We start from the raw sequence: 6,230 nt of genomic DNA, 5'->3' as shown, positions 1-6,230 counted from the left end.
AGCACTTTCCTGCACGCCCTGAATCTGGGCAGCGTGGTTTTTCTGGAAGAGTACAATCAGTGGCTCGATATCCTGTGATTCAATCCATTCCCATTGGTGTTTTCTGGATTTCTTTAGGTTTTTCCTCCGGTCGGCCGTATACTCACCGGCCAGATCGGCGTGGGATCTTTCCAAATTTAGCCAATGGGTTGCTTTTTTCTGCGACTCAAAATCTGCATAAGCGGGTAATAGCTTACGAAGAAGGTAGGTGTGTGCGGGATGAAAATCATATACCGAAATATAAGAGAAATGATGGTCCAGACTTTCGAGAAAACGGGCCAATTCATCCTCTGAAACTTCCTCTTTTGAAAATATGCCCAGATACTGACAGAACAGCGGCTGTTGCACAACGCCCATTCCCCATTTCCTGCGAACGGGCAGCGGCATCACCATTACATAATCAGAAGAAGAGGTACGTTGACCCACAGAAAGCACACTATTCACCAATACCAACGCTTGCCAATCGGGCGAAACGCAATCGAGGTACCAGGTGTAAGCGTAAACGACCGAATGCCGGGCTTCGTCAATCAGCGCGTTCCAGGCTTGATCGTCGATTTGGTGGCGTCTCAGCAGAATCGGCTCATTCACTTATTTGAAGTAGCTGCGGAGTTTTTGCACGGTCTCGTCCACATCCGGGTTAGAGCCCATGAGTTCGTTGATGCTCTGAATAGAGTGGATCACGGTGCTGTGGTCGCGTCCGCCAAAGTGGTACCCGATGGATTTGAGGGGTAGGTCGGTATATTCCTTGGCCAGGAACATGGCAAGCTGGCGCGGATAGACGCTTTCTTTCTTGCGGCTTTTACTTTTCATATCGGCCACGGTAATTTCAAAATGATCCGCTACCACTTCCTGAATGGTGTCGATGGTCACTTCCTTTTCTTCGTTGAGGACAATGTTCCTGAGCGTATTTTTGGCTAGCTCTACGTCGATCTCGCGGCGCGTAAGCGACGCCTGCGCCATGAGGGAAATGATCACCCCTTCCAGTTCGCGCACATTGGAATTGACACTGTGAGCCACATACTCGATTACATCATTCTCAATGAAGATACCCTCCGCCTGTAGTTTTTTCTGAATGATAGCAATCCGGGTTTCAAAGTCAGGAGTCTGAAGATCGGCGGTGAGGCCCCACTTGAAGCGCGACAAAAGACGATCCTGCAAGCCCTGCAACTCACGGGGAGGACGGTCACTGGTCATGATAATCTGCTTGCCGAGCTGGTGCAGGTGGTTGAAGATGTGAAAAAACGTATCCTGCGTTTTTTCCTTGCCCGACAGAAACTGCACATCATCGATCACCAGCACATCCACCTTCATGTAGAAGTCATTGAACTGCTGCAACATGTTGTTTCGAATGGAGTTAATGAATTGGTTGGTGAACTTTTCGGACGACACGTACATCACCACCTTGTCGTCGAAGTGGTTGCGGATGTAGTTGCCGATCGCTTGCACCAGGTGTGTCTTACCGAGGCCTACACTACCATAGACCATCAGCGGGTTGAACGAAGTCAGGCCAGGCCGCTGCGCCACGGCAAAACCCGCCGAGCGGGCCAGACGGTTGCAGTCGCCCTCTATGAAGTTGTCGAACGAGTAGCCTTGGTTGAGGTAGGTATCGAGTTGCAGCGAATCCTGGTCCTTGGGAGGCGCGGCGTTGCGCGGATCGTTCTGAAAATTGTCGGGGCGGGAATTTTGCGGCGTTTTGACCGTTGGCATGCTCACCGTCAACGGTTGGTGTCGCTCGGTGCCTGTATCCACGATGATCGAGTACTCAAGCATCCCTTCGCGCCCGAGCGAGAAGTCGAGTGCTTCGCGCAGCAAATGTACGTAGTTGTCTTCCAACCACTCGTAGAAAAACTGGCTGGGCACCTGGATCGTCAACACCTTGCCGTTCAGCTTGGAAGGACGAATCGGCTCGAACCACGTCTGGAAACTTTGCGTAGGAATGCTCTCCCGGATGATCCGAAGGCACTTCTCCCATACAATGTCCACTTCGCGCGGAGGGGGCACTTTTTCCAAGGTGAAGTTAAGTTCGGTTGGTGTCATCGTTGATTTTCGGGGGAGGCAAAGGTAGCAAAATGTGCGGGCCGACCCCGAAAATTGCTCCTGAAATTACCATCAAAATTTTCCTAAATCAAGCCGCTCGGTAAAACTAACGGAAAAGTACAACGACCCAAAAGGACAGGCGAAAATTGGCCTATCCAGCGATAAAAAAAATGTAATATCAAATTCGTAGCTTTGTTTGTCCGGGAAAAAATGTCCTGTTTTTTATTAAAAATTTTTTGTATGGAGCCTTCACTTTTTGCTGATTTTCCCAAAACCGACAAGCCGACTTGGCGTGGTCAACTGGAAAAAGAACTGAAAGACCGCTCCTACGAAGACGTGCTGCGGCAGGTAACAAACTCCGTAGCTGTGGACCCCTACTACGTTGCGGAAGATTTGGTAGAGCACCCCGACTATCGGCAAATCCAGGCGAGCCAGAAGAAGACACCCGGCTGGCTCACGGTTCCCTTTGTGTCGCTTGGTACGCCCACCGACGCCAACCAAAGTATCCGGCGGCAACTCGAACGAGGAGCCGATGCCGTGTGGGTAGATTGTGGCGAAGCTTCGCTGGCCCATCTGGATTTGTCAAAAACCCTGCACACAATCCGCCTGACCGACACGCCCGTTTTTCTGGACACGCCGGAATCTGCCCCCGAAATCATCAAAGTACTCACGCAAGGATCGAGCTACTACCTCAAAGGCGGTTTGGTTCACGACCCACTCGCCACCTGGATGCGCAGCGGTCAAAACTACCACGCCGCCTTCGACGCCATCGCTGAGGGCCTGGCGCTAACCAAGGCCATGCGGGAGTTTCACTCCTATAAGATAGAGAGCCACATTTTCCATGAAGCCGGGGCCGATACAGTGCAGGAACTAGCTTACACATTGGCGTCATTCGTGACTTGCATGGATGAACTGACCGAGCGCGAGGTTTCGCCATTGTTGGCGGCCAATCGCTTTGTGTTTTCCGTTTCGGTCGGTACCGAGTATCTAACCGAAATCGCCAAGCTGCGAGCGTTACGGTATTTGTACCAAAAAATCACCCGGGCCTACGATCTGCCCGACGAGTTATGCCAGCCTTTTATCCAGGCGCAAAGTTCGCGGCTGTACCAGTCGGCGTACTCGCCGCACACCAACATTGTGCGCCACACCGCCGAGGCCATGAGCGCGGCCATGGGCGGCTGCGACGCGCTGAGTACTTTACCCTACGATGCCGAATTTGCGGAGGCTGAAAGCGAATTTTCCGAGCGGGTGGCGCGAAATATTTCCTTAGTGTTGAAAAACGAAAGCTACCTCGACAAAGTAACTGATCCGGCGGCGGGTTCTTACTATATCGAGATGCTGACGCTAAAACTGGCCGAAGCCGTTTGGGACTTGTTCTTACAAATAGAACAGGAGGGCGGCTTAGCCAAAGCTTTTGAAGAAAGCATCATCCAAAATAGCCTGGAACATTCCTGGAACGCAAGAATGACAGCGTACCAAAATGGAAAGGTAATGGTGGGCGTGAATAAATACCGCGAAAAAGCAGAGCAGCCAATTTTCGATGGACGCTCCGAATCAGAAAATATTTCTCCAAATTGGGAATTCGCCCTTCTGAAAAAAAGATCGCTGGAAGAAATCGCCCCGATAACCCATTGACATGAAACCTGATTTTGCCAAAATAAAAACCATTGCCAGCGAGGCCGAACCGGATTCTAAGGAGATGAGTAAGCCTTCTCCAACCTCCGAAGGCATCAAACTCCAAGCTCGCTACGGGCCGGAAGACATAGTCGACGCACCGCAAATTGGTTATGCGTCAGGCATCCCGCCTTACTTACGCGGCCCCTACGCAAGTATGTACACCCAGCGCCCCTGGACTATTCGGCAGTACGCGGGCTTCTCGACCGCCGAGGAATCCAACGCCTTTTACCGCCGCAATCTCGCTGGCGGGCAAAAGGGTTTGTCTGTCGCCTTCGACCTGGCGACGCACCGGGGCTACGACTCCGACCACCCGCGCGTAGTCGGCGACGTGGGCAAGGCGGGTGTCGCCATCGACTCGGTGGAAGACATGAAGGTACTTTTCGACCAGATTCCGCTGGATGAGATGTCGGTGTCGATGACGATGAACGGCGCGGTGATTCCGGTAATGGCGTTCTACGTCGTGGCCGCCGAGGAGCAGGGCGTCGCGCTCGGCAATTTGTCGGGAACGATCCAGAACGATATCCTGAAAGAGTTTATGGTGCGGAACACCTACATCTACCCGCCGCTGCCCTCGATGCGGATTATCGGCGACATTTTTGCCTATACCGCGCAACACATGCCCAAGTTCAACTCCATCAGCATCAGCGGCTACCACATGCACGAGGCGGGCGCTCCGGCGCATCTCGAACTCGCCTACACCCTGGCCGACGGCTGGGAGTACTTGCGCACCGGACTGGGCGCAGGGCTCGACATCGACGGATTCGCGCCCCGGCTGTCGTTTTTTTGGGGCATTGGTATGAATCATTTTATGGAAATCGCCAAGATGCGGGCCGGAAGGGTACTTTGGGCAAAAATCGTAAAAGAACTCGGGGCCACCGACGCCAAGTCGATGGCGCTGCGGACCCACTGCCAAACCAGCGGATACAGCCTCACCGAGCAAGATCCGTTCAACAACATTGCCCGCACGGTGGTGGAAGCGACGGCAGCGGTGCTGGGCCACACGCAGTCGCTGCACACCAACTCGCTGGACGAGGCGATGGCACTGCCCACCGATTTTTCGGCCCGCATCGCCCGCAACACCCAGCTTTTCCTGCAACACGAAACCGATATTTGTAGCGCCGTGGACCCCTGGGGCGGCTCATACTACGTCGAGTACCTGACTAAGGAATTGATCGAAAAAGCATGGGCGTTGATCGAGGAAGTCGAGAACCTGGGGGGCATGGCGAAGGCCATTGAAACGGGATTACCGAAAATGCGCATCGAGGAAGCCGCCGCCCGAAAGCAGGCCCGCATCGACTCCGGCAAGAACATCATCGTGGGCGTGAACCGCTATCGAACCGACGAAGAGGAAGAAATCGACGTACTTGACATCGACAATCAGGCGGTTCGCGAATCCCAGATTATTCGCTTGCGCGAAATTAAAAGTACCCGCAATCCTGAAAAAGTAAAAAGTACCCTCAAAGCCCTGACCGCCGCCTGCCGCGAGGAAGGCGGTACCGACATGAGCACCAACCTTCTGGCGCTGGCCGTAGCAGCCGCCCGCGAACGGGCGACGCTGGGCGAGATTTCTGACGCGATGGAAGTCGTCTTCGGGCGTTACAAAGCTACCATCAGATCCATATCAGGCGTGTATAAATCCGAAGTATCCGACGACGAGAATTTCCAACTGGCCCGGCAAATGGCCAACCGCTTCGCCGCACTCGACGGGCGACGGCCCCGTATCCTGGTTGCCAAAATGGGCCAGGACGGCCACGACCGCGGTGCTAAAGTCATCGCCACGAGTTTTGCCGACTTGGGTTTCGACGTGGACATCGGCCCGCTTTTCCAGACGCCCGAGGAGGTAGCCCGTCAGGCCACTGAGAACGACGTGCACGTCGTGGGCGCCTCGAGTCTGGCTGCCGGCCACAAAACGCTGGTGCCGCAACTAATTGCCGAGCTGCGCAAACTGGGCCGTGGTGATATTATGGTCATCGCCGGAGGCGTTATCCCGGCGCAGGATTACCAGTTTTTACAGGATGCTGGGGTGAGGGGAATCTTTGGGCCGGGGACGGTAATTTCCATCGCGGCGCAAAAGATCTTGGGCGAGTTGATAGAGGGATAAGGTAACTATCATTTTGGAAATATCTTTCAATTAGGTATCATTGGATTACACAATTTTTTTACAGAAAATCACTCATGAAACACTTCTTTCTCGCCTTGCTGGTGCTTCCCCTTGTTACCGCTGCCCAAGACCGCCCAGACATTTTTTTTCGCGAAGACTTTAAAGAAACGCCCGCCGCCACACCTGTCACCCAGGCGCACATTGCCAACCCCGATTTGGTGATGACGCTTTACGGTCCGGGCAAAGATTCGCTCAAAAAAAGCAACCACGACAAACCCGCTGACGATCCCTTCTATATTTGGTCGGGTTTATGTCAGGATACCTGGGCAGTGACCTTGAAGCACAAATCCGGTAACGTCGACCTTTCTCGCATGGG

General features: G+C 53.6%; 4 protein-coding genes and 1 pseudogene. 3 read left to right on the top strand and 2 right to left on the bottom strand.

Features of this window, described 5'->3' with window-relative positions:
* Window positions 1-627 (bottom strand): annotated as a pseudogene (locus ACEW8P_RS06495) (hypothetical protein); the annotation flags it as partial.
* On the bottom strand, window positions 628-2,076 hold the full coding sequence (dnaA, locus tag ACEW8P_RS06490; protein WP_373512287.1) for a chromosomal replication initiator protein DnaA: 1,449 nt from the start codon (window positions 2,074-2,076) through the stop codon (window positions 628-630).
* 240 nt (window positions 2,077-2,316) lie between these two features.
* Here dnaA and ACEW8P_RS06485 point away from each other — a divergent pair, with 240 nt between their 5' ends.
* From ACEW8P_RS06485 to ACEW8P_RS06475, 3 genes are all read left to right on the top strand, one after another.
* Window positions 2,317-3,711, top strand: coding sequence for a methylmalonyl-CoA mutase family protein (locus ACEW8P_RS06485; protein WP_373512286.1), 1,395 nt, complete (start codon window positions 2,317-2,319; stop codon window positions 3,709-3,711).
* 1 nt (window position 3,712) lies between these two features.
* A complete protein-coding gene (gene scpA, locus ACEW8P_RS06480; RefSeq protein ID WP_373512285.1) occupies window positions 3,713-5,854 on the top strand; it encodes a methylmalonyl-CoA mutase in 2,142 nt (713 codons plus the stop codon).
* Between the two features lie 74 nt (window positions 5,855-5,928).
* Window positions 5,929-6,230 (top strand): hypothetical protein (locus ACEW8P_RS06475; RefSeq protein WP_373512284.1); only part of this gene is annotated, 302 nt, incomplete at its 3' end.

Source organism: Persicitalea sp. (genome assembly GCF_041751555.1).
Lineage (GTDB): Bacteria > Bacteroidota > Bacteroidia > Cytophagales > Spirosomataceae > Persicitalea.
This window is presented reverse-complemented; position numbering and strand designations above follow the sequence as displayed.

Coding starts and splice junctions, on each gene's coding strand:
- dnaA (WP_373512287.1), bottom strand. CDS start 2,076: ATGACACCAACCGAACTTAACTTCACCTTGGAAAAAGTGCCCCCTCCG.
- ACEW8P_RS06485 (WP_373512286.1), top strand. CDS start 2,317: ATGGAGCCTTCACTTTTTGCTGATTTTCCCAAAACCGACAAGCCGACT.
- scpA (WP_373512285.1), top strand. CDS start 3,713: ATGAAACCTGATTTTGCCAAAATAAAAACCATTGCCAGCGAGGCCGAA.